The 24,933-nt window shown below is 36.7% G+C and carries 20 protein-coding genes; 7 read left to right on the top strand and 13 right to left on the bottom strand.

Annotation, left to right across the window (positions count from 1 at the left end; genetic code table 11):
* Window positions 1–165: 165 nt before the first annotated feature.
* The 6 genes from QWY78_RS04725 to QWY78_RS04700 all read right to left on the bottom strand — a co-directional run bounded on the left by QWY78_RS04725 (window position 166) and on the right by QWY78_RS04700 (window position 10,408).
* The gene (locus tag QWY78_RS04725) at window positions 166–1,149 is read right to left on the bottom strand and encodes a bile acid:sodium symporter (protein ID WP_290217108.1); all 984 of its coding nucleotides are present in this window, start codon (window positions 1,147–1,149) and stop codon (window positions 166–168) included.
* 30 nt (window positions 1,150–1,179) lie between these two features.
* On the bottom strand, window positions 1,180–3,333 hold the full coding sequence (locus QWY78_RS04720) for a glycoside hydrolase family 97 protein (RefSeq protein ID WP_290217106.1): 2,154 nt from the start codon (window positions 3,331–3,333) through the stop codon (window positions 1,180–1,182).
* A gap of 217 nt (window positions 3,334–3,550) precedes the next feature.
* Window positions 3,551–4,897 (bottom strand): SusE domain-containing protein, encoded by a 1,347-nt coding sequence (locus QWY78_RS04715; RefSeq protein WP_290217103.1) that lies wholly within the window; start codon window positions 4,895–4,897, stop codon window positions 3,551–3,553.
* Window positions 4,898–4,937: 40 nt separating this feature from the next.
* Window positions 4,938–6,071 carry a SusE domain-containing protein gene (locus QWY78_RS04710; RefSeq protein ID WP_290217101.1) on the bottom strand — a complete coding sequence of 378 codons (1,134 nt, stop codon included), beginning with the start codon at window positions 6,069–6,071 and terminating at the stop codon, window positions 4,938–4,940.
* Between the two features lie 17 nt (window positions 6,072–6,088).
* Entirely contained in the window at window positions 6,089–7,651 is a 1,563-nt protein-coding gene (locus tag QWY78_RS04705; RefSeq protein WP_290217099.1) for a RagB/SusD family nutrient uptake outer membrane protein, read from the bottom strand.
* 12 nt (window positions 7,652–7,663) lie between these two features.
* Window positions 7,664–10,408 (bottom strand): SusC/RagA family TonB-linked outer membrane protein, encoded by a 2,745-nt coding sequence (locus tag QWY78_RS04700; protein ID WP_290217097.1) that lies wholly within the window; start codon window positions 10,406–10,408, stop codon window positions 7,664–7,666.
* A 365-nt stretch (window positions 10,409–10,773) separates the two neighbouring features.
* On the opposite strand from QWY78_RS04700, the gene metG reads away from it, so the two are divergent.
* The gene (metG, locus tag QWY78_RS04695) at window positions 10,774–12,807 is read left to right on the top strand and encodes a methionine--tRNA ligase (protein WP_290217095.1); all 2,034 of its coding nucleotides are present in this window, start codon (window positions 10,774–10,776) and stop codon (window positions 12,805–12,807) included.
* Window positions 12,808–12,895: 88 nt separating this feature from the next.
* Here the strand turns inward: metG and QWY78_RS04690 are convergent, their stop codons facing one another.
* Window positions 12,896–13,600 (bottom strand): class I SAM-dependent methyltransferase, encoded by a 705-nt coding sequence (locus QWY78_RS04690; RefSeq protein ID WP_290217093.1) that lies wholly within the window; start codon window positions 13,598–13,600, stop codon window positions 12,896–12,898.
* Between the two features lie 126 nt (window positions 13,601–13,726).
* Between QWY78_RS04690 and QWY78_RS04685 the strand changes: the two genes are divergently transcribed.
* Together QWY78_RS04685 and QWY78_RS04680 are read left to right on the top strand one after the other, a co-directional pair.
* A complete protein-coding gene (locus QWY78_RS04685) occupies window positions 13,727–14,200 on the top strand; it encodes an Mpo1 family 2-hydroxy fatty acid dioxygenase (protein ID WP_290217091.1) in 474 nt (157 codons plus the stop codon).
* A 36-nt stretch (window positions 14,201–14,236) separates the two neighbouring features.
* Entirely contained in the window at window positions 14,237–15,100 is an 864-nt protein-coding gene (locus QWY78_RS04680) for a DUF4349 domain-containing protein (protein ID WP_290217089.1), read from the top strand.
* 30 nt (window positions 15,101–15,130) lie between these two features.
* On the opposite strand, the gene QWY78_RS04675 is transcribed toward QWY78_RS04680, so the two are convergent.
* The 3 genes from QWY78_RS04675 to dnaA all read right to left on the bottom strand — a co-directional run bounded on the left by QWY78_RS04675 (window position 15,131) and on the right by dnaA (window position 17,897).
* Window positions 15,131–15,829: an SAM-dependent methyltransferase gene (locus QWY78_RS04675; protein ID WP_290217088.1), complete on the bottom strand. Its 699-nt coding sequence runs from the start codon at window positions 15,827–15,829 to the stop codon at window positions 15,131–15,133.
* A gap of 59 nt (window positions 15,830–15,888) precedes the next feature.
* Complete coding sequence (locus QWY78_RS04670) at window positions 15,889–16,353, bottom strand: low molecular weight protein-tyrosine-phosphatase (protein ID WP_290217086.1); 465 nt, start codon at window positions 16,351–16,353, stop codon at window positions 15,889–15,891.
* Window positions 16,354–16,442: 89 nt separating this feature from the next.
* A complete protein-coding gene (dnaA, locus tag QWY78_RS04665) occupies window positions 16,443–17,897 on the bottom strand; it encodes a chromosomal replication initiator protein DnaA (protein ID WP_290217083.1) in 1,455 nt (484 codons plus the stop codon).
* 134 nt (window positions 17,898–18,031) lie between these two features.
* Between dnaA and QWY78_RS04660 the strand changes: the two genes are divergently transcribed.
* Window positions 18,032–18,442 carry an acyl-CoA thioesterase gene (locus QWY78_RS04660; protein ID WP_290217082.1) on the top strand — a complete coding sequence of 137 codons (411 nt, stop codon included), beginning with the start codon at window positions 18,032–18,034 and terminating at the stop codon, window positions 18,440–18,442.
* A gap of 1 nt (window position 18,443) precedes the next feature.
* Here QWY78_RS04660 and pepE read toward each other — a convergent pair whose 3' ends face one another.
* Window positions 18,444–19,136, bottom strand: coding sequence for a dipeptidase PepE (pepE, locus tag QWY78_RS04655; RefSeq protein WP_290217079.1), 693 nt, complete (start codon window positions 19,134–19,136; stop codon window positions 18,444–18,446).
* 197 nt (window positions 19,137–19,333) lie between these two features.
* Between pepE and QWY78_RS04650 the strand changes: the two genes are divergently transcribed.
* The 3 genes from QWY78_RS04650 (at window position 19,334) to pheA (ending at window position 22,545) form a co-directional block, all read left to right on the top strand.
* On the top strand, window positions 19,334–19,747 hold the full coding sequence (locus QWY78_RS04650) for a hypothetical protein (protein WP_290217078.1): 414 nt from the start codon (window positions 19,334–19,336) through the stop codon (window positions 19,745–19,747).
* 141 nt (window positions 19,748–19,888) lie between these two features.
* Window positions 19,889–21,649 (top strand): discoidin domain-containing protein, encoded by a 1,761-nt coding sequence (locus QWY78_RS04645; protein WP_290217077.1) that lies wholly within the window; start codon window positions 19,889–19,891, stop codon window positions 21,647–21,649.
* 56 nt (window positions 21,650–21,705) lie between these two features.
* Window positions 21,706–22,545, top strand: a complete 840-nt coding sequence (pheA, locus tag QWY78_RS04640; protein ID WP_290217075.1) for a prephenate dehydratase — start codon at window positions 21,706–21,708, stop codon at window positions 22,543–22,545.
* Between the two features lie 28 nt (window positions 22,546–22,573).
* Here the strand turns inward: pheA and QWY78_RS04635 are convergent, their stop codons facing one another.
* Both QWY78_RS04635 and QWY78_RS04630 read right to left on the bottom strand, forming a co-directional pair.
* Window positions 22,574–23,851: a replication-associated recombination protein A gene (locus QWY78_RS04635; protein WP_290217337.1), complete on the bottom strand. Its 1,278-nt coding sequence runs from the start codon at window positions 23,849–23,851 to the stop codon at window positions 22,574–22,576.
* Between the two features lie 228 nt (window positions 23,852–24,079).
* Window positions 24,080–24,904, bottom strand: a complete 825-nt coding sequence (locus tag QWY78_RS04630) for an SDR family oxidoreductase (RefSeq protein WP_290217073.1) — start codon at window positions 24,902–24,904, stop codon at window positions 24,080–24,082.
* Window positions 24,905–24,933 lie beyond the last annotated feature (29 nt).

The following is a 24,933-nucleotide window of genomic DNA, read 5'->3' as shown; positions in this document are numbered from 1 at the left end:
CTATATTTTCAATGGTGCTTTCTCCCAAGCCACGTTTACAACGGCATCCTTTTTTTGCGGCTGCAAGTCCGTCTCCTTTGGAGCGGGACTTAGGTTGAGAAAGAAAGATAGTGTGCAAAACGGGATAAAGCTTCTAAAAAAAATCATTTTATTTTTTAATTTCATTTATGCGGTTTTTGCTAATTTATTCGCTAGCCAACTCACATAAAAAAGTTGAAAACTGTGATACAACATAATGGGCAAAAGAAAAATAACTTTTTGATCTGCCGGAATTCCTAATATTAACACAAATAAACTGCCGTGAACAAGTGATTTTTTTGAGCCACAAAAAGTAGCAGTGATGGTGTCTTCACGAGAAAAATTCATTTTTCTGGAAACGAATTTTAAAATAAAATAGATTAGAAAAAAGAGCACCATTAAGCTTAAAATCAATACAACGAAAACTTGTAGGGACACGGTGGAAAAAGCATTCTGTACAAATGCCGCTGAAAAACTTTCGTATACAATGAGCAAAATAATCAATTTATCAAATTGCGCGATGAGTTTACTGTGTTTGGTGACCAGTTTTATAAAGAAACGGTGCAGCAATAATCCCAAAATTATGGGCAATAAAACCTTTAGCAATAATTGCATGACAATTTCTGACTGATCTAAGGTAGATTCCCCACTTTGTCTTAGAAAAAATCCCATCAACAAAGGGGTCATCACAATTCCTACCAAGCCAGAAATTGAGGCATTAAATATAGCCGACGGAATATTTCCTTTGGCGATGGACACCATCACCACAGAAGAAGAAACCGTGGAAGGTAAACTCGCCAGAAAAAAAACGGAAAGCCAAATTGCGTAATATTGAGTGTTGCTTGCAAATCCGTAAAAAAGAAAAACAAAAAAAGGAAACAACACGAAAGTTGCACCCTGCACCAAAAGATGCAAGCGCCAGTTGGAAATATCTTGGATGACTCTTTTAAAATTCAGTTTTAAACCATAGAGAAAAAAGATTCCTACAATTCCCCAATTGATAAAAGCATCCAAGTTAAAAACCTGCTGATACGATTCTTGGTAAGGTAAAATTTTACCCAAAATAACCATCAACAAAAGCAAAAATAGAAAAACATTCTGTTGATTAAGGATTCTAATTTTGCGAAGCATTTACTTTCATTTTGTTTCTTTTCGATCCTATTATAAAGCAGTTACAGAAATTGCGTAGCCACCACTTCTCACCAATTTCATAGGGAGTTTGGATTTATTGGTTACGGTTTTCTTGTAAATTTTATACGACTGCGGATTGTTGATATAATCGGCATCATCGCCATCAGCATAAATCGTGGCTTCGTATTTTTTACCTTTAGGTAAGAAAGAAAAATCTACAGTATAATTTCTGGCATTTTCATCGGTGATTCCGCCGACAAACCACTCGTCTTTTCCTTTGGTTTTACGTGCGGTGTGAATGTAATCGCCAGGTTCTGCAGCCAGAATTACCGTGTCATCCCAATCCAGGGCAACATCTTTGATGAATTGAAAAGCATCCATGTGTTTGGCGTAATTTTCCGGTAAATCAGCGGCCATTTGAAGTGGGGAATACATCACAACATACAATGCCAACTGTTTTGCCAAGGTGGTTTTCACAAATCTAGTATCTCCTGGAAAATAATAATCGAGTTTGGTTTGGAAAATTCCCGGCGTATAATCCATCGGTCCACCGATAAATCTGGTAAAAGGTAAAATGGTTTGATGATCGGGATTGTTTCCGCCGAATGCTTCGAATTCTGTTCCACGAGCAGCCTCGGCTGCGATCCAGTTAGGATACGTTCTGCTTAAACCTGTCGGACGAACCGATTCGTGAGAGTTCACCATAATTTTATATTTATTGGCTTTTTCGGCAATTCTTAAATAATGATTGATTGTCCATTGGGAATAATGGTGTTCGCCGCGTGGAATAATATTCCCAACATAACCTGTTTTCACGGAAGGATAATCATATTTGTTCATCAATTTAAATGCTTCATCGGCCCATCTTTCGTAATTCGTAGCAGAACCGGAAGTTTCGTGGTGCATCATCAATTTCATATTTTTTGAATGTGCATAATCGTTCAGCATTTTAATATCAAAATCTGGATACGGCGTGATGAAATCGAATACAAATTCTTTGCTGTGTCCGAACCAATCTTCCCAGCCGGTGTTCCAACCTTCGATGAGCAAGACATCGAAACCGTTTGCAGAAGCGAAATCGATGTATTCTTTTACTTTGGTATTGTTGGCGGCATGTTTTCCGTTCGGCGTTAATTTGGTGAAATCTGTTTTCCCGATGTGAACATTATTCGCGGTAGAATAGGCCCATTGTGATTTTCCGATAATCATTTCCCACCAAACGCCCATGTATTTTGTAGGTTTGATGTAAGAAGTGTCTTTATATCGCGTAGGTTCATTGAGGTTAAAAATCATTTTTGAAGCCAAAACTTCTTCCGCTTTTGGGGAAACGATAATGGTTCGCCACGGAGAAACTGCGGGAGTTTGGATGTACCCTTTGGCTCCTTGTGCATCGGGAGTTAGGTGTGTTTTAAATTTAAAATGCGTTGCATCTAACTCCAAATGAGAAGCAGGGTAATTGATTACAGCAGCTTCGGAAATATTAATATACAATTGATCTTTTCCTTCTTTTTTTAACATTAACGGAGTTTGCACTGCATTTTTGATTAAAGTTTGCGATGCATTTCCATCATAAGAAGTGGGCCATTTTGCAGGAATTTGCGAAAGATTGGTCGTTTGGGTTTGATATTCCTGAGAATCGTAATCTCCGGCAATCCACCAAGCTTTCATATCGGTTGGTAAATCAATTTCGGTATCTTCTTCTTTAATAATGAAATAATTGAGATTTTTCTGCTCGGGAAATTCATATCGAAAACCCAAACCATCGTTAAATAAACGAAACTTAATAATGATATATCGGTCGTTTTGTTCTTGGTTTAAAGTAACTGCCAACTCGTTATAATGATTGAGATACGATTTCTTCTCGCCCATAATTGGCTCCCAGCTTTCGTTTTTAGCATCATATTTTTCGGCTGTTTTGGTAAAACCATTGTCTAAATCTTTTCCCTTTTGATCTTTGTTTTCAATTTCGGACGCGAACTGAATATTGCCATCGCGCAGAAGTCTTAAACCCAATTTAGAATTTTCGACGACTGGTTTTCCTTGATATCTAAGGTCGTAGTGAGGAATACCTGCTTTTAATTGAAAGTTCATTTCGAATTTTCCATCGGGTGATTTAAGCGATTGAGCGTTGAGTACGAAACTTCCCATCAGAAGGAAAAGGGCGGATATTTTTAAATTTTTCATAGATTGATAATTAATTTTACAAAGCTCATATGGATTGGCTAACTTGATTATTGCATCGTTGCAAAGTTTGTTAATCGCAATTTCATTATGATTTTTTACAATCAATAAATTTAAAGAAAATGCGAGTACCAAACAATTATTTCATTCACATTTATCTGTAAAAAACAAAAAACTGTTGCTAAAAAGCAACAGTTTCAGTATTAATAGAGAATTGGAATTATAATTTTGTTTTAGTCCACACGAGATTTTCTTCGTCGAACGTAATTTTATAATTACCAGCTTCATCAATTGGAATGTTTGCACCGCCAGCTTCTAAGCTTCCGTTGTTTCCATTATCACCAAAGTTGGTGTCCCAGCCATTGTTTAATCGGAATTTAATTTCGCCCACCGAAAGGGTGATATTTATTTCCCATACTTGGGTTGTACTGTTCCAAACCATATCGGTATCATCAGCCCAACCGCCCGGACTTGCACTACCAATTACACCCCAAGAGTAGGCTTCTAAGGCGTAGGTAAGTGCATTGGTATCCACGGTTAATTTTTGGTAACCTGTATTTGGTGCCACCAAATTACCACCGCCATTGTAAGTAATATTATTGCCACCGGTTGAACCATAACTGTTGTCCCAGGTTCTGGCTGGTGTAATTTTAAATTCAGAATTTGGGTCAGTAAAATTAATATACCCTAAGTAAATTCCATTACTGGTAGCCGAACGCAATGCTTCTGCTGTTGGTGGATTCCACCCTTGGTATGCACCTGGTGCGTACAAGAACGATTCTAACTGATACGGGGTTACTTTTATCATCACCAAATCAGAAGTTTTCACAAGTACACCACCCGCAGATTCGGAAGTTGCAGTTACTTTAAGGTCGATATTGCTGGCCACATTTGCTACTGCTCCTGTTTTCAAAACTGCCTGATCAAATGCTACGTTAGTTACTGCAAGCATTTTAACATTCTTGACTGTTCCTAAGGAATAAAAAGTAGAAGATCCTGAAGCTGCAATTTCTATATTATAGTTCACATCGCCAGCGTAACTGTAGTCAGTCCACGAGATTGTGGTTGCTGTTACGGTTGGATTTGCCGCATCTAAAACCAAGCTTGAACCTGCAGTTGGGTTTGTAATTACAGGGCCATTTGCGGGATAAACAGTAACTGCGAAAGAAATAGTGTTAGACACTTCAGTCCCTCTTTCGATTCTTAAGTAAGCAGTTTGCGAGGAATAGGGATTTAAGCCTGCTTGAAGCATCGCCGTATTCAAAGCACCTACTGTTGTTTTCACCGTGTTAGTTTCTGATTTCGCTAATTCTACTTTCGTTTGAAAATCTGGAGTTGCAGAAACCATAATTGAATAAGCTCCTGAGCCACCTACGGCATTGTCCCAATTAAGAATAAATGGATTCGCGGCCATGGTAGGATAAAGAACGTTGGCTCCCAATGTAGTATCGTAGAGTTTGAAAGAAGGCTCTGGTGTCGTCCAGTCTCGATCGGCGTCGTCTCTACACGCATTGAATACAAGCAATGGCAAAAGAAATACCATCAATAATTTTAAAATATTTTTCATTTTGTTTTAATTAAAAATTAAAAAGTTTGGTCTTTAAAAATTATAACTTTACAATTTTATAAGTTCCAGCTTTAAGGTTCACGGTGATTTTGTACGTACCACCATCACCCGCAAATTTAATGTTTCCGTTATCTCCTTTAGGACCAACATAACCGGTATTTCCATCTGCAGAGATATTTCCCCAATCGAGGTCACCCCAAGATTTTTGTCCTATAATTTTGAATTCGGTATCACCCGCAAGTGAAGAAGTAAATTCATATTCACCATTACCAAGGGTGGTCATTGCTACGGCATTTTCTGGAGACCAGCCGTTGCCTGCGATATTTCCTACAAGATAAATTTCAGGGAAATCATACATTGTAATGGGTGATTTTTTTGCTTCGATGGTTTGCACACCAAGCGTAGCATTGATGGTAATTTTATACACTCCAGTTTCACCCGTGAATTTAATGTTTTCATTATCGCCATCTGGTTTAACCAAAACATCACTCCATTGTTTGAAATACTGATTTTCTGGTTTTGTACCATCCGTATTCAAAGCATAGTTTTTACCATCCCAAGCCAATTGCCCCAGGAATCTAAAGTTTTCGCCACTTTGCAAATTGGTGTAGATATAAGACAGGTTATCTTTTTTATATAAAAGTTGTGCTTTGTCTGGAGACCACCCCACATAAGAAGCGGCACCTACGATGTAAAAACTAGGATACGTTAAAACGTACGGAGTAATCATCAACGAAGTCACATTAGACGTTGCTGCCAATGATTCGCCAACTCCTAAATAGGAAATCACTCTCATATACATTTTACTGGCAACACTTGGTGGTAAACCAATTCCTGCCGCTGCATCATTCATTTGCAACATGGTAAAAGCAGTTGCTCTTTGTGAGCCACCAACGGTTGCCAATTTGTAGGGTGTGGTGAAATCTTTGTCTTGAGCGATTTCAATTTGGTAGGTAATTTCTGTTGGCACAGAATAGGCTGCAGATTGCCATGTTACGGTAAGTGCAGGATTGCCTGGAAAGTTTTTGTCTAAGACCAAACTATTCGCAGAAAGATCCATCACGATTGGCGCTGCTAGATTATCAATGGTTACGATATCGCGATCTTCGCACGATGCCAAACCTAAAATCAGGGTAACCGCCAAAAATAGATGTTTAAATATATTATTTTTCATTGTTTCTTTATTAATAATTAATAACCAGGATTTTGTTTCAGATTCTTGTTTACGACCAAATCATTATTAGGGATTGGGAACAAATTACGGTGCTCGCCCACGGCAATACCATCTTTTGCATTTCCTTTCCAAGGCCATAAATAAGTAGCTGAAGTGAATTTCCCAAAACGAATTAGATCCGTTCTTCTTGTATTCTCCCAAGACAATTCTCTAGACCTTTCGTCTAAGATAAAGTTAAGATCAATAAATGAAACGGTAGAGGCATTTGCTCTGGTTCTCAACGCATTGATGTATCCAACTGCTGTAGTCATGCTACCGCCACCGCCTCTAAGGACTGCCTCGGCATACATTAAGTAGATATCTGCTAAACGGTAGATTGGCATATCGGCTTCTACCCAGTTATCATGTGCACCAACTGCTCCGGTACTTTTTATGTTTTTATACTTGATAAAAGCATATCCATCATTAAAGTTCCCTAAATCATTGATTTCTAAAGATTGGCCACTGGTATAGAAACGGCCTCTTAAATCGCTAGCTTCAAATTTTTGCACGAAAGCTTTGGTCGTTCTAAGACCACCCCAACCGCCATTCACTCCAAAAGCTGCAGGATCCATGGTACCACCGATTGCAGCGTGAACCATAAAGGTTGTACCACCATTGGTTTGGGTTTTCAAGCCATCATAAACAATAGAAAAAATATTTTCTGGGTTGTTTAGGTGGTTATCTGCTAAGAATAAATTTTCATATTTAGAATTGAGTGTATATCCAGCGCTAATTACCTTTTCAGTATTCGCAATAACATCTGCATTTCGTTCTGCTCCGGTGTAGACTTTCGCATTTAGATATAATCTTGAAAGAAGAGACCAAGCTGCTGCTTTGTCAACTCTTCCGTATTCATTTGTTTTCGGTGCTTTTAAATCATTTGCCGCAGCCAATAATTCTGCTTCTACATATTTAAAAAGTTCTGGTCTCGCAATTTGTTTTGGTAAAGTACCAAAAGTAGTTTCATCTACAAAAGGAACATTACCATAAAGATCTAACAAATGGTAATACGCTTGGGCTCTAATAAATTTAGCTTCTGCGCGCATTACTTTTGCTTCGTCAGCATTCGCTCCTGAGATGCCGTTTGAACTTAACATCTCATCTGTTGTGTTTTTAATAAACTCATTACAGAAAGCAACTTCAGTATACAATCTGTAATACATGGCATTGTTAAATTCATTAGACGGTGTCCACGTCATTTTATGAAATTCTGGTAAGGTACCATCATTCCAACCAATTACGGCTTCATCGGTTGTAATTTCTTGCATGGTGTAAAGCAAGCGCATGTAGTTGGAGAATCCACCATCAATATCGGCGATATCACCATTTCCATCGCCACCAGTTTGTCCACCAACAGCTAAGCCACCATATAACTTCGCTAAGAGATTTTTGTAATTACCGAAGTCTTTGTAAAGACTTGCAGCGGTAACTTCGGTGATAGGTTCTTGTCTTAAATCATCAATACAAGAGGTCATTACCAGCGAACCACCAAAAAGGGCTAACACGATCGAAATATTTTTTATTCTGAAATTTTTCATTGTTGTTAATTGTTAAAATTGAAAGTTTAATCCTAATGAATATACTTTTGGTCTTTGATAAAATCCATTATCAATATTTCCAAAAATTTCTGGATCTACGCCTGAGTAATCAGTAACTACAAATACGTTCTGCGCCATACCATACACTCTAAGGTTACTTCCTGAATTGAAAACATCACCAAAGTTATAGCCAAGCGTCAAATTATCCATTCTTAAGAATGAAGCATCTTCTACAAAAGCATCACTCCAGTATTGCGGCGTTCCAAAACCGTAGTTTGCAGTTGTGCTAGAGATATTCTGTAAGTATTCATTGGTTGCAATACTTTGCACATTCGATTGAGAATCAAAGTTATTGTACACATAATTACCTAAAACCGCTCTCAAAGAAGTTGACAGATCCCAGTTTTTGTATTTGAATTTGGTCGAGAAACCGAAGGTAGCATCTGGTGTGGTCGATTGGTAGAAATATTTATCACCATCTGCACTGATTTTACCGTCTCCGTTTCTGTCTACATAAACTCCTTCTAAAGGTTTCCCAGCAGCATCGTAAGCTTGTTGATACACATAAAAACTAAATGGAGTGTAACCTACGCTGTGTGCTTGCACGGTATTCCCAACTCCACCAGAAATTCCTCCTTGCTGAATAATGTAACCATCGGCAACATCATCAAAATGAGTAACTTCAGGGTTGTATTGAGCCACATTAAAGCTGAAATCCCAGGTAAAGTCTTCTGTTTTAATAGGAGTTACGTTGATTAGGAATTCGATCCCGTCTGTTTCCATCAATCCTATATTTTTAATATTGGTATTGCTGAATTCACCTGCGGGTACTTGAACTCTTGCTTGTAAATCTCTGGTTTTTTTCTTGAACCAGTCGATTGAACCTGTAACTCTATTTCTCCAGAAGCCAAAATCTAAACCAGCATTAATGGTCTCCGTAGTTTCCCAAGTTAAATTCGGGTTATACTGCGTCGGGCGGTACATTAGATAAAATTGATCTCCGAAACCATATTGAGCGGTAGGATCAGATACATTATAAGAGGCAAAGGAGTTATAATACCCACCTACTTCCTGTTGTCCGGTTTCTCCCCAACCTGCTCTTAATTTCAAATCAGAAAATACGCTGGAGTTTTTTAGGAAACTTTCGTTTTTAATTTTCCAAGCTCCTGAGGCTGCATAGAATGTTCCCCAGTTGTTTTTCAAATCTGTACCATTGTAGAATCGAGACGTAGCGTCTCTTCTTACCGATCCTGTTAAGATATATTTGTTGGCAATGCTGAAAATTCCACGACCATAAAATCCTAATAAGGTCAATTTACCTTCATAGCGATTACTCGGTGTAGAAACTCTGGTTGGGTTTCCATAATACGTAGTTGCGGAAGGCACCTCATCATGAAACTGCTGATAAGAATAACCAGCCATTAAATCTACTTTAGTATCAATTGCAGATATTGTTTTAACGTAGTTTAAATACGTTTCTAATAACTTATTTGTTTTTTCCTGCGTATAATCTCTTCGTGTACTTACATCTCCGGAAGCAAGCATTCCCGCATAACCTGGGTATTGCGTAATTGCTCCATTTCCTTTCTGATAATCATATCCACCGATTACATTAAAATGCAAGTCGGGTAAGAAATGAAATTTATAATCCAACTGTAAATTTCCAATTCCACGGAAAACGGTAGAAACATCTCTTCTGCCATATAAAGAAGCAATCGGGTTTCTGGTGGCATTGACATTAATGTTCGTAGGATTTAAAAACCATTCCCAGTAATTATTCACTTGATTTCCCTGTGGTGAGTAGTCATAGACTTCTTGAGTAGGATCAAAAAACTGTGCTGCTCCGATGACACCAGCTGGGAAACGATTTTCGGTCATCGACCCTTTCACGTTAGCCGTAACACTCAAATGGTTGTCAAAGAATTTCGGTGTAAGGTTTAAACCTACTGATGTTCTTTTAAACTCATTGGTTCTTACAATACCATTTTGCTCATTGTAACCTAGCGACAAGCGGTAAGGTAATTTTTTGATTCCCCCAGTAATTGCCACGTTATTATCAGTTCCCCAAGCGGTTTGATAAATTAAATCTTGCCAGTTGGTATTTGCTTTACCGAGCTTGTTGATGTAATTCTGGGAAGCATTTGCTTGTACAAATGCTCTAAACTCGTCCGCAGTTAAAACGCTCTGATTTCCCATTTTGGTAGATACAGAACCTGAGGTGGAGAAGTTTACACGTAATTTACCCGAAGACCCTTTTTTGGTGGTAATCAAAATTACCCCATTCGAGGCTCTGTTTCCGTAAATTGCAGCTGCAGAAGCATCTTTCAAAACGTCAAAAGATTCGATATCATTTGGGTTAATCAATGCCAATGCATTTGAGGCGCCACTGATCCCGCCAAAATCCATCGGAATACCGTCGATCACAATTAAAGGATCATTACTTGCTGTTAACGAAGCACCACCTCGAATACGAATGGTTGCTCCAGACCCAGGATTACCACCGTTTCCGGTAACGGTAACACCAGGTGCTTTTCCAATAATCAACTGATCTGCTGAAGTAGATCCAGGATTAAAGTCTTTGGAAGTGATTGAAGCAATTGATCCGGTAAGATCTTCTTTCTTCTGTTTTCCATAACCAATTAAAACAACCTGCTCAATTTCGGCAGTTTTAATGGTGTCAGTTGTTTGTGCGTTTAGCATTGTTCCTGCCAATAAAAAAGCGGGAGCAATTTTTAAAACTTTCGTATAGTTTCTCACAAAAATAAAATTTAAGGATTAATATTCAATAACCACGATCCTCTTAAAAGGAGCAATGCAATTTAAGAAATTTTTCAGTTATAATAATTTTTTTTAGGGAAATGTTAATTATTCGTGATAAGAATCATTCTTTAAAAACCTACCTAAATCATAACGTACTAGTAATCATTACAATAACAAAATGAGTAGTTCTAAATAAATTCAGATAAATTAACAATAATATAAACAAGTGTTTAGCAAGAATACCACTTAGCGCGCCAAATTTTGATGATTTTAAAAATAAGATAATAATTAATAATAATCAATTGGGAAAGTTTCTAGTCCACTCGATAACCCTTATCTTTGCAAAAAATTAGACAAAATATATGTCAAATAGAAAAATGATTACGGCTGCCTTACCGTACGCCAACGGACCAGTTCATATTGGCCATTTAGCCGGAGTTTATATTCCCGCTGATGTATATGCGAGATTTCAAAGAAGACTAGGAAAAGACGTTGCATTTATTTGCGGTTCCGATGAACACGGAATTCCCATCACGATTCGTGCAAAAAAAGAAGGCGTTACCCCACAGGATATTGTAGATAAATATCATGGAATCATTAAAAAATCTTTTGAAGATTTAGGGATTTCATTTGATGAATATTCGCGCACCACTTCTGAAAGACATCGTGATGTTAGTCAGGATTTTTTCAAAACGCTATACAATAAAGAGAAGTTTATCGAAGAAGTTTCTGAACAATATTTTGATGAACAAGCCAATGAATTTTTAGCCGACCGATATATCGTTGGAACCTGCCCTAATTGTAGCAACGATAACGCTTACGGTGATCAGTGCGAAAAATGTGGGTCTACCCTTTCCCCCTCAGAATTAATCAATCCAAAATCCATGTTGAGCGGAAATATTCCGATTTTAAAGGAAACTAAAAACTGGTACCTTCCTTTAAATGAATATGAAGATTTCCTGAATGAATGGATTATCGAAGGACATAAAGATGATTGGAAACCCAATGTTTACGGCCAAGTAAAATCGTGGTTAACCGATGGTTTGAAGCCCAGAGCCATGACCCGCGATCTGAATTGGGGGGTGCCTGTTCCTCTTCCAAACGCCGACGGAAAAGTGCTTTATGTTTGGTTTGATGCGCCGATCGGTTATATTTCTTTCACCCAAGAGTGGGCAGAAAAAAACGGAAAAGACTGGAAAGATTACTGGCAAAACGAGAATTCAGACTTGGTTCATTTTATCGGAAAAGACAATATCGTTTTCCACTGCATTATTTTCCCGGCGATGATGAAAGCGCATGGCGATTACAAAATGCCAACCAATGTTCCGGCTTTTGAATTTTTAAATTTAGAAAACGACAAAATCTCAACTTCCAGAAACTGGGCAGTTTGGGCGCACGAATATGTTCAGGAATTCCCGGGGCAACAAGATGTATTGCGATACGCTCTTCTTTCTTCAGCGCCGGAAACCAAAGACAATAACTTTACCTGGAAAGATTTCCAAACCAAAAACAATTCAGAATTGGTGGGAATTTTCGGAAACTTTATTAATAGAGTTGCCGTTCTTATTCATAAATATTACGATGGAGTTGTTCCAGCCGGAAATGAAAATGCTGAAGAATTAAACGAGATTACAAAAGCCGCGACCGAAGTTGAAAATTTCTTAGAACAATACGAATTCAGAAATGCTTTGACAGCGATGATGAATCTGGCACGTTTCGGAAATCAATATCTGCAAATTGAAGAACCTTGGAAAACCATTAAAGATAATCCGGAAAAAGCCGCAAGTTCTTTATTTATCGCAGCACAAATTGCAGTTGGATTAGCACAAATCTGTGAACCGTTCCTTCCTTTCAGTGCAGAGAAATTACAGAAAATGTTTAATGTTTCTCAATTAAGTTGGAGCGACATTAAAAATGAAAAAGTACTCATCAAAACCGGACATCTAATTAATCCGGCAGAATTATTATTCTCAAAAATTGAAGATGAAACGATTGAATTTCAAATTCAGAAATTAGAGAATACCAAAGAATCTAACAAAAAAACAAATCCTAAAGCCAACCCGATGAAAGAAGAAATTCAATTTGATGATTTTACAAAAATCGATTTAAGAACTGCTACAATTCTCACTGCAGAAAAAGTAGAGAAAGCAGATAAATTATTGAAATTCTCCGTAGATACTGGAGTTGACGTTAGAACGGTTGTTTCTGGAGTTGCTGAAAGTTTCACGCCGGAAGAATGTGTTGGAAAACAAGTCATGATTTTACTCAATCTTGCTCCACGTAAAATCAGAGGAATCGAATCTCAGGGAATGTTGCTTTTAACAAATAACGCTGACGGAAAATTAGTATTTGTAACTCCTGAAAAGCAAGTAGAAAACGGTGTTGAGATTGGGTAAATTCCTCACCCTAAGTCCCTCTCCAAAGGAGAGGGACTTGAGACGCTTAAAATTTTCTTCTAATAAAATCTGCTAAATCTGCGAGAATTTATTTTTTCGTTAATCTTGCTAAAAAAGAATCTTCTTCCTGCAGAATTTTTTCAATCGTAAATCCATTATTTTCAACAGCTTTTTTCATGGTGTTAAAATCCAGATAAAGCCATTTAATCGGTTTTTCAGTGTCGAGTTTATAGTGCAAAAAATAATCGACTTCGCCGTAATAGTGATCTGCTGGAACCATCACACCTCCGTCTTCATCTCGGTCATACATGTAGAGAATATCGGTACTGTCGATTAAAATTTGTCCCTCGTCCTTTAAAAATGAGTGTAATTTTTCAAGGTACAAATCGATTTTGTCCAGCGATTCAAAAATGCCAGTTCCATTCATTAATAAAAGAATGGTATCAAAAGATTCCCCGGAATATTGTAGAATATCAGAACAGCGTGTTTTTTCAACACCACGCAACTTACAAACTTCAATAGATTTCGGTGAAAAATCTAAGGCCAAAACATCTAAACCTTTTTCATTCTGAAGATAGAGGCTGTGTGAACCGGCTCCTGCTCCAATATCCAAAACTTTACCTTTCGCTAATTCTAAAGCTTTTTGTTCCACCAAATTCATTTCATCAAAATCCCGAAAAAGATATTCAACCGGCAAATCATCCATTTCAGAAATTGAAGTTTCTGTAAGTAAATTCTCGGGGCTATCATCGTGATAAAAGTCCCAGATTGCCTGTCCCATTAAATCTTTCATTCTTAATAAATTTTGCCAAAAATAAGGAAATATTAACAAGAATCGCATTCATCAAAGTCTTTCTGGAAAAACGTAATTTATTTATTAAAAGAATGAGTAATTTAGTACGATGAAATTTCAGAATAAATGAGAAAAATAGATCAATTCTTTGCTGAGTACGCAGAAAGTCATCAAAACCACAATAACAAAATCATTCATTGGATTTGCGTTCCGTTGATTTTTTGGTCAATTTTAGGCTTTATTTCCTTAATCCCGTCGCCTCATATTTTCATTCAATATTTCGGGTTGATCAGTTTGGTTTCGATCCTTGCGATTTCATTGGTTACCCTATTCTATTTCAAATTATCGTGGCGCATTGCTTTAATCATGATTTTCATCATGTTGTTAATGGAACATCTTGTTTATTTTATCAATGTAAAATTTGAGCACCACTCTTGGATATTTTTCCTTACTATTTTCACACTTTCGTGGTTTGGTCAATTTTACGGACATAAAATAGAAGGTAAGAAACCGAGTTTCATAAAAGACTTACAATTTTTGTTGATCGGTCCTATCTGGCTTTTAAGTTTTCTCTTAAAGAAAATCAAAATTAAATATTAAGCACCATTTTTGATGCTCTTCTTCAAATCCTCCAACATGAAAAATTTTTTAACTCTTTCTCTCTTTGCAGTACTCTTTTCTTGTTCCGACTCGAACTCCAGTAGTTCTGAAATGAAATCGATGGAAGTCAATGCAAACCTGATGGAAGTGGTTACTGAACCACCATCAACGTCGAATAGCCTAGCTCCAAAACAGTCAATTCCAGATAAATCTTCTGGAAAATCGGATACCATTTCCAAAAAAATCATCAAAAATGGGCGAATGGAAATTCAAGTTGCCAGCATCGATAAATCCAAACTAAAAATTGAAGAAAAATTAAAAAAGACAAATGCGTATATTCAAGATGAAAGTTTTCGAAATGATGAGTATAGCGAAAGTTTAAATGTGAAAATCCGAGTTCCTTATCAAAATTTTGATGCTTTGATCCTTTCTTTTTCAGAGGGAATTGGTTCAGTACTTTCAAAAAATATTTCTTCCGATGATGTAACCGAAGAATATACCGATGTTTCTATAAAGTTAGCCAATAAAAAAATCTACCTCGAGAAATATCGGGATTTATTGAAAGGAGCCTCTTCTACCAAAGATATGTTGGAAATTCAAGAAAAAATCAGAGGGTTGGAAGATGAGATTGACGTGGCAGTTGGCAGACTACGTTTCATTGATGATCAAGTGAATTACAGCACCTTGCAACTTACCCTTTACAAAGAAAAAGTGCGAGATTCCGTTACTTCCAGGATTGGTTTTGGAAGCCGTTTTGCAGATTCCATTTCGCAAGGTTGGAATAGTTTTGTAGGTTTTATGTTGGGCGTAATTTCTTTCTGGCCGTTCTTTTTGATGATTCCCATTTTGATCTTCAGTTTTAAAAAATGGAAAAACCGAAAAAAAAATAAAAAGGAATAAGGTAAAAACAATTATAAACGATCTTTAAATCTATTTTCCCAACACAAAAACCGCAGGAATTTTATGAAGTTCAGGTTTGTTTTTAAGCCAATCTTTTATGGTTAAAGTTTTGATGAATTCCTCAGTCGGATCATTAATATTTGCCGCAATACAAAGCTTGGTTGTAGGAGCTAAAAATTTACACAAATCTTCAAAAAGCGGATTATTACGGTAAGGTGTTTCCATAAAAATTTGGGAATAACCCGTAGTATGAACTTGATTTTCAAGCCATCTTATTTTAGCCTTTTTGTCAGATTTATCAATGGGTAAATAACCGTGGAAGCTAAATTCCTGACCATTAAATCCACTTGAAGTCAAGGCCATAATAATTGACGAAGGTCCATTGATGGGAATTACTTTGACCGCATTTTCATGACACCACGCAACCATTACATTTCCGGGATCAGCGATACAGGGCAACCCGGCTTCTGAAAGCAAACCAAAATCCTGTCCTTTTTTCATTAACATTTGCGCTTCCTGTAAATCTTTTCGCTCCGTATTTTTATCCAGTAGAAATAATTTCAGTTCAGACTGCTTTTTTTCAGGTGCAAAAAATTTGATCACTTTTCGAGCGGTTTTTTCATTTTCTACAAAGAAATAATCCGTCTTTAAAATATACTCTTTCACCACTGGGGCGAAATAATCAAGGGGTGAATTTTCGGATAAGTAAGCAGGAATAAGGAATAGCATGGTTGAGATTTTGGGTGGTTGAATATTTGTGTTTTTGTGTACGACAAAAAAAATAATAGCTACTTAATTTGATTATTATATCTTTTCACTTGACTCTTTAGGTCGATCGCAATCCTTTCACAAGCTTTATCTAAAAGCTGATAAACATGATCAAAATCTTTCATTTCTCCCCAATATGGATCAGGAACCTCTTGATTATTTTCTAGAATTAAGGAAACTTTATTTCGGTGATCGGCCGATTTTGCTACGGACAGAACATCTTCCAAATTATTTTGATCCATACAATAAATATGGTCAAATTCTTCAAAATCTTTCGGTGTAAAAGGTCTTGAGCGTTGTCGCGAAATATCAACATTATAATGATGTCCGGTCTCAACAGAACGATAATCCGGATTTTTTCCTTGATGCATATCGATCGTTCCAGCGGAATCTACCACAAAACCGATGGGAAGTTTAGACTGTAAAATACCTTCAGCCAAGGGACTTCTACAAATATTTCCCAGGCAAACCATTAAAATTTTCATACTCTTCTTTATTTAAAAAAACCCTTTCATCCTTTAAAAGGCTGAAAGGGTTCTGAAATTATATTACCTCCATTTTAAAGGAGTAATTTTTACTGTTTAATCTTTTCTGTTAATTCCTTAACATATTTCTTAATTTCTTTATCGATTTTCGAAACATCTTTAATCGTATCGCAAGCGTACATTACGGTTGAATGGTCTTTTCCACCCATTTCTTCGCCGATTTTATTGAAGGTTGCGTTGGTGAACTCCTTTGCAAAATACATCGCCAACTGTCTTGGTAAGGCGATTTCTCTCTTACGGGTTTTCGATAATAACTGCTCTCTTTGAATACCGAAATATTCGCAAACCACCTCCTGAATATAAGGAATATTGATGACCTTTTTCTGATTAGCGGCAATCTTACTAATGGTTTCCTTCAGTAGTTCTAATGACAGATCTGACTTGTAAATGGTCGAATACGCGATCACTGAATTAATCACTCCGATTAATTCGCGAACGTTGGTTTTCACTTCAGAAGCGAGGTAATCGAGCATATCTTCTGTAAGAACGATCCCATCACGACTTAATTTATCAACGATAATTTTTCGTCTCGTATCAAAATCCGGAGATTTTATTTCTGCCGAAAGTCCCCATTTAAATCGGGAGACAATACGATCTTGAATATCTAGAATATCTACTGGTGCTTTATCAGAGGTCAAGATAATCTGCTTTCCATTTTGGTGCAAATAATCGAAAATGTGGAAAAAACTGTCCTGCGTAGATTTTTTTCCAGATAGAAATTGAATATCATCAATAATCAGAACATCAACCATCTGATAGAAATTGGCAAATTCTGTTTGTTTGTGTGCTTTGGCGGCAGAAACGAATTGCTGGATAAATTTCTCGGATGATAAATAAAGAACTACTTTTTCCGGATAAGCGTTTTTTACTTCCAAACCAACAGCGTGGCCTAAATGGGTTTTTCCAACACCATAACCGCCATATAAAAATAATGGATTGAAAGCGGTTGCACCTGGTCTTTTTGCAATTGATTTCGCAACCGTGGACGCAAATTTATTGCTTTCTCCTTCTACATAATTATCAAAGGAAAAGTCAGCTTTCAAGTTCGAATCAATATTTATTTTCTTCATTCCCGGTACCACAAAAGGGTTGATTACGTTTCCAGAAAATGAAGGAGGTAAACTTTCCTGCATTTTTGGTGTGGCAACACTTTTACCTTTCATGTTCATGGTAATGGGTTTTTCTTGCCCGGTCGGTTTATTTTCCATCACCGAGTACCAAAGTTTTACGCCTTTTCCAATATTTTTTTTCAGGGCAGCAGAAAGCAATGATAAATAATTATCTTCTATATATTCTTTGTAAAAATCACTCGGAACCAATAAGGTTAAATTATTGCTGATTAATGAAACAGGTTGCACATTATCAAATAATAAATCAAAAGAATTTTCGAGTTTTTTTAGGTCGGTATTGTCCTCCGCCGCATTGAGGTTGTCCCTCATGAACGTAAGACATTTCTCCCAAATTATAGTTAAATTTTCATCCATTTTCGTGCTGCAATTTTTCCTTCGTTTGTTTATTTTGACGGGAAGACAAAGATGGAATTTTTAATCGTTAAAAAAAAATCTTTGCACTATTGATTATTTAAAAATATATTTGTATGATTAATTTAAAACTTAAGATGATACACACAACCCACACATTACGAGTTCGTTACGCTGAAACCGACCCTATGAAATACGTCTATTATGGTCATTACGCGACCTATTTGGAAGTGGCAAGAGTTGAACTCTTTCGTACGCTCGGGATTCCATATGATGATATTGAAAAACAAGGAATATGGCTTCCAGTATCTGAATTTTCCATTAAGTATTTAAAACCAGCGAGGTATGACCAAAATCTAGAAATTCATACGTTTATTAAAAAAATCCCTGGGGTAAGAATCGAATTTGAATATGAAATTTATAATGATTCTAAAGAAAAAATTACGGAGGCAAAAACCACTTTATTTTTCCTCGATTCTCAAAAAAATAAAGTCGTAAAATGTCCGGATTTTTTAATGAACCTCATCCTTAAAAATTGGCAAGATTAAATTATAATGCTGTGCCCGAATTAATCTCATAAGGTTCTTTATTTTTTTCAAAGATTCGAGTCGTTTCATTGCCTTCCACGGTAATTCGGTTTCCAATTCTTCGAATCCAGTTTCCTTCGCGCAGCCCAATCACTTTGGTCTCATTTTGGGTTAAAAATTCTTTGATTCGGGTTTCTCTTGTTTCGCCATTATGTTTCAAATCTGGATTCGGATCCAGATAATGTGGGTTAATATTAAAAGGAACCAAGCCCATACATTCAAAACTCATGGGATAAACAATAGGCATATCATTGGTCGTTTTCATATTGAGTCCGCCAATATTTGAGCCGGCACTTGTACCCAAATATGGTTTTCCTTTTTTCACATTCTCTTTTACATGGTGCATCAAATTATTTTCATGCAGCGTTTTCACCAATAAAAAAGTATTTCCCCCACCAGTAAAAAAACCTTTTGCGTGGTTAATGGCCTCAGCTTGGTCTTCAAATTCATGCAATCCCGTAGCTTTAATCTGCAGTTCTGCAAAAAAGACTTTCACTTTATCCGTATAATCATCATGAGAGATTCCACCCGGTCTAGCAAACGGAATAAAAATAATTTCGTCAACTCCCGCAAAAAGCTCCGCAATTTCTGATGTAAGGTATTCCAAATAATTTCCTCCATATAAAGTAGAAGTTGAGGCTAAAAGAACATTCATTTCCATAAAATTTAAATTTGAGAAGCGTAAATATAATCAATAAAGACGATGTCATAAATCGACCCATTCTATAATTATCAAATTAATAAAATTAAACCTGATTTTTATCAAGTTTATGTTAATTTTACAAATATACTTCATTAACAAATAAAACATTAATATATTTGCATAGAATTTAACAACTAAAAAAAATTATCATGAATTACACGATTGTTGGTCTTTTTCCAAGTCAAGAAAACATCAAAGAAGTTTCTGCAGGAATCGAAAAATCAGGAATCAGAAACCAGGATTATATTATTTACAGAACCGACCAAGAAAATGCGCCGGATGTGAAAAAAAATTTCTGGGCTAAACTTTTCAAAACTCAAAAAGCAGTTCATATTGCTCCCGACCATTTAATCACAAGTGTATCTGTGAAAAATGAAGAAGAGTTTAAAAATGTGAAGAAATCTTTTGAAGCCAATAAGGCTGTAAAAATCTATGAATTTAAAGACATGACTATTGATGAAGCAAAGGACTTAAATTATATTAAAAAAATCGTAGCCCTACGCGCAAAATCGCATATTTATGCACTACCAGAAATCACATTGTCACCTGCGCAAATGAATTAATTTTTGCTGAATTTGTAGCAACACATTTACTATTTAACACACAAATCTGCCTCTTTCTTTAATGAGGTAGATTTTTTTTAGTATCAAAACGCTAAAAAAATTAATTTTAGTTACCTTTACTACTATTCAAAAAGCATTTTAATGAAAATTCAAAATTTAGGCTACTTTTTATCATTACTGATAATGCCCCTCTTTTTTTCACAACAAAAAACGTATTGCAACCCCATCAATATTGATTATGGTTATACGCCGTTTGACGTATTTTCTAAGCAAGGAAAACACCGTGCAACGGCAGATCCTGTGATTGTTAATTTCAAAGATAAATTGTTTCTGTTTTCTACCAATCAAGAAGGGTATTGGCATAGCGATGATATGCTCCACTGGGAATTTGTTTCCAGAAAATTTTTAAGAGATAAAAAATACATTCACGACCTGAACGCTCCTGCTGTATGGGCGATGAAAGATACTTTGTATGTTTATGGCTCCACCTGGGAATCTGATTTCCCGATTTGGAAATCGACCAATCCGACCAAAGATGAATGGGAAATCGCCGTAGACACTCTGAAAGTGGGTGCTTGGGATCCCGCTTTTCATTATGATGAAGACAAAGATAAACTCTACTTATATTGGGGTTCTAGCAATGAATGGCCGCTTTTGGGAACTGAAATCAATACGAAAACCATGCAGTCGGAAGGCTATGTAAAGCCGATTATCAAACTTAAACCCCAAGATCATGGTTGGGAAAGATTTGGCGAATACAATGATAATGTCTTTTTACAACCTTTCATAGAAGGAGCTTGGGTTACAAAACACAACGGGAAATATTACATGCAATACGGTGCGCCAGCGACCGAATTCAGTGGTTATGCTGATGGTGTTTATGTGAGCAATAATCCGCTCGATGGTTATGAATACCAAAAACACAATCCTTTTTCTTATAAACCGGGAGGATTTGCCCGCGGCGCAGGTCACGGTTCAACATTTCAAGATAAACACGGAAACTATTGGCATGTTTCCACCATTTTCATTTCAGTGAAAAATAATTTTGAAAGAAGGTTAGGAATCTGGCCGGCAGGCTTTGATAAAGATGATGTCCTGTACAGCAATACCGCTTATGGCGACTACCCGACTTTGCTTCCGAAATATGCGCAAGGAAAAGATTTTACTAAAGGATTATTTCCCGGTTGGATGTTATTGAATTATCAGAAACCGGTACAGGTTTCATCAACATTTGGCGGATACCAACCCAACCTTGCGGTTGATGAAGACATTAAAACGTATTGGTCTGCAAAAACCGCCAACCCTGGAGAATATTATCAAACAGATCTTGGAGAAATTTCGACCATCAACGCCATTCAAATTAATTATGCAGATCAGGATGTTGAATTCAAAGGAAAAACCTCAGGGAAAATGCATCAGTATAAAATTTACAGTTCTAATGATGGGAAAAATTGGAAAACTTTAATAGACAAAAGTAAAAATATAACCGATGTTCCACATGATTATATCGAATTAGAAAAGCCTGCAAAAGCCCGATTTTTGAAGATGGAAAATTTAAAAATGCCTACCGGAAAATTTGCCTTAAGCGGCTTCAGAGTTTTTGGTAGTGGCGCTGGTGCAAAACCTGACAAGGTTGAAGATTTTGTTCCTTTGCGTGCTGATCCTAAAAAATATGGCGAACGGAGAAGCATTTGGATGAAATGGAAACAAAATCAAAATGCCGACGGGTACGTTATTTATTTTGGAAAATCACCCGACAAATTATACGGCAGCATTATGGTTTATGGTAAAAATGAGTACTTTTTCACCGGTGCAGATCGCGTGGATGCGTATTATTTTCAAATTGAAGCCTTTAATAATAATGGAATTTCTGAACGATCACCCGTTTTTAAATCTGAATAAAAAAAAATAAACCTATAATAGCGGCGCTATTCAAAACGCTTTTTTATTTTTGCTGAATGAAAATTGCATTCCTCGGGCCGCAAGCAAGTTTTACCCAATTAGCCTGTTCCCAAATCTTTCCTGAAAACGAACTGATTCCGCAATCAAGCATCATCGATTGTTTTACTGCGGTGATGAATAATGAGGCTGACAAAGCCGTTGTTCCTTTAGAAAATTCGATTGAAGGAACGGTTTCGATGACCTTGGATTATCTTTATGATTTTGAGGGGATTTTTATCGAAACAGAAGTAGTCATGCCTATTGCTCATCATTTGATGGTTCACCCAGACAATGAAAGATTCGACACCTTTATTTCTCATCCACAAGCGCTTGCACAAACTTTTCACTTTCGACAAGATCATTATAAAGATAAAGAAACCCGCGATTTCAGCTCTACAGCGGCGGCGGCAAAATTAGTTGCAGAAAATCCTCAAGAAAAATGGGCCGCTGTTGCCAATTCTTATGCAGCGAAATTGTATGGCTTAAAAATTCTTCATTCTGATATTCAGGATTTTGAGCAGAACCATACCAAGTTCATCGTGATCTCTAAAAAGAATCAATTATTAAACCTGGATATTCCAAAAACTTCCGAAAAAACCTCATTATTAATAACGCTTCCGGAAGATCATGCTGGCGGATTACATCAAGTACTTTCTGTTTTTGCCTGGCGGCAAATGAATCTTTCAAAGATTGAAAGCCGAACGTTAAAAACTGGTTTAGGAAATTATTTTTTCTTTATGAATATTGCAAATGAGTGGCATCCTGTGCGATCAAAAAATGCCTTAGAAGAATTAGAATCTATCGGAGCTGCCGTGAAATTCTTGGGACATTACCATGAATATTTGCTCGAAAGCTAATTTTCTGCGCTGATTAAGAAAGCAAAAATCAATACTTATCTTTCCATTTCTTTTTGAGTTGCTCGGCAATTTTATTTTCGGTAGCATTATTTCCGGGATTGTAAAATGCAGTTCCTTTTAATTCTTCCGGCAAAAATTCTAAATCGACGAAATTTCCTTCATGAGAATGTGCGTAATCATAATCTTTACCATAGTTCAAATCCTTCATTAATTTTGTCGGAGCATTTCTGAGATGCAAAGGGACCGGCAAGTTCCCGCTTTGTTTTACTTTTGCCATCGCATCGTTAATCGCCATATAAGTAGAATTGCTTTTTGGTGACACCGCTAGATATACCGCTGTTTGACTCAGAATAATTCTGGCTTCCGGATTTCCAATCACGTTAATCGCCTGGAAGCAATTGTTCGCCATAATCAAAGCATTCGGATTTGCCAGTCCAATATCTTCAGCGGCCAAAATTAACATCCGTCTCGCAATAAATTTTATATCTTCACCGCCAACCAGCATTCTCGCTAACCAATATACGGCACCATTGGGATCAGAACCTCGCATGGATTTGATGAAGGCAGAAATAATATCATAATGCTGTTCACCATTTTTATCATAAAGCGCCATGGTTTCTTGTAGGACAGACAGTACATCTTGATTATCAATCTCTTTCTGTTCTGTATTTTTAAATTGATTGAGCACATTTTCTATGGCATTAATCAACTTTCTCGCATCGCCACCAGAATACTGAATAAACGCTTCTTGATCTTTAATACGGAAATCGGTCTGGAAATCTTGGTTGTATTTAGCCAAAGAAATATCGATGAGTTCTTCTAACTTTTCGTATTCCAAAGCTTTCAAAACATAAACCTGCGAACGAGAAAGCAACGCCGAAACCACCTCAAAACTTGGGTTTTCAGTGGTGGCACCCATTAATACCACCCAACCTTTTTCAACCGCATGAAGCAAGGAATCCTGTTGTGATTTATTAAATCTGTGAATTTCATCAATAAATAAAATGGGTGATTTTCCGGAAAAGAGATTTTGTTTTTTGGCTTCCTCAATAATTTCCCGAATATCTTTAACCCCACTTGAAACTGCCGAAAGCTTATAAAATTTGCGTCCAGAAGTTTCCGAAATAATTTCTGCTAAAGTTGTTTTACCGGTGCCTGGTGGCCCCCAAAAAATGAGTGAATTCAGCGTATCATTTTCTAACATTTTACGAATCGGCCCGTTTTCTCCGGTTAAATGTTCCTGCCCTAAAACCTGGTCTAAAGTTTTTGGTCTTAATCTTTCGGCAAGAGGAATATTCGAATTAATCATGGTACAAAATTGCACTATTTTTTTAAGAATTTGGAATACCACAGCAAGGCAATTCTGTTCTAAAAATTATATTTTTTAAATATCCACGAAATTGCTTCTGTTAAAAACAATTAGAAGTGATATGAATAAAGACCTACTTAACAAAAAAAACGCTAGGAATAACTGAATAGAAAAAAGCCCATTCTTTTTTAATAAATGAGCTTTTAGGTGGAGCGATTTTAAAGTTTATCCCATAATATGGAAGCCTCCATCTACATGGCGAATTTCTCCTGTGATTCTGATCTCTTTACGAAAAAGATGAATAACCTCGTGCGCTAAATCCTCTGGAGTTGCGTTTCCTAAGGGACTCAATCGGTCAGCTCTAGCTACATCTTCATCTTTGAGCGTTGCATTTCCTGCCTTACTTCCCATGTAAGGAGAGAATCGCACGCAATTAGCTCTGATGCCATAATCTTTGCCAAGTTCGTACGCCATTTCAATCGTTAATCTTTCGAGTGCAGCTTTGGCGATACTCATATTGATGTACGGAAAAAAAGAAACTTTTTCGGCAGCGATGTAACTTAGGGAGACTATAGAACTTCCGTTTTGCAATACGCCATTTTGCAATAAAGCATGAGATAGGCTGATCAAGGAGAATGCAGAAACGGTCATCGTATCATTAAACTCTTCAGCAGTAACTTCTAACATTGGTTTTACCGACTTTTGGCGAATGGTTTTGTCCATTGCGATTGCATGTAAAAACCCGCTTAACTTGATATTTCGAGTTAAAAGTTCATTGGCAAATGAATGTAAATTTTCGGGTAGGGTCACATCTAACGGGAAAAGCAAAACATCATTTCCCAAGTTCTTCTTGCAAGCTTCTTCGAAATCTGCATATGATTTGGTAAGAAAGTTGGTTGCTTTTTCAGATAAATTGGTATGAAAAGGGGTCACCCCTAATCCGGTACACACGACCTTGCCATTATAGGATAAAATTTCTTGAGCGACTTTCATTGCGAGAGAATTTTCATCTGCAATTCCGGTAATTAAAAAAGTTTGATTTGAAAGCATTCTAAATTTGATAAATTATAGGGTTATGA

It is taken from the genome of Kaistella yonginensis (assembly GCF_030409525.1).
Classification (GTDB): Bacteria; Bacteroidota; Bacteroidia; order Flavobacteriales; family Weeksellaceae; genus Kaistella; species Kaistella yonginensis.
This window is presented reverse-complemented; position numbering and strand designations above follow the sequence as displayed.